Genomic DNA, 208 nt, shown 5'->3' with positions numbered 1-208 from the left:
CACCTCGCGGGTGAGGTCGAAGCGGTCGATGGCCTTGATCAGGCCGATGGTGCCGACCTGGACGATGTCCTCCATGTCGTCGCCGCGGTTGCGGTAGCGACGGGCCACATAGCGGACCATCGACATGTTCATCTCGATGAGGGTGTTGCGCGCGTACTGGTACTCATGGGTGCCCTCTTCGAGGTCCCGCAGCCGGTCGAAGAACTGC

General features: G+C 63.5%; 1 protein-coding gene. It reads right to left on the bottom strand.

Features of this window, described 5'->3' with window-relative positions:
• Window positions 1-208: sigma factor (locus OO62_RS36270; protein WP_033271992.1), on the bottom strand; the 208-nt coding region annotated here is incomplete at both ends.

The sequence above is a fragment of the Streptomyces lydicus genome (assembly GCF_000717345.1).
Classification (GTDB): domain Bacteria; phylum Actinomycetota; class Actinomycetes; order Streptomycetales; family Streptomycetaceae; genus Streptomyces; species Streptomyces lydicus.
This window is presented reverse-complemented; position numbering and strand designations above follow the sequence as displayed.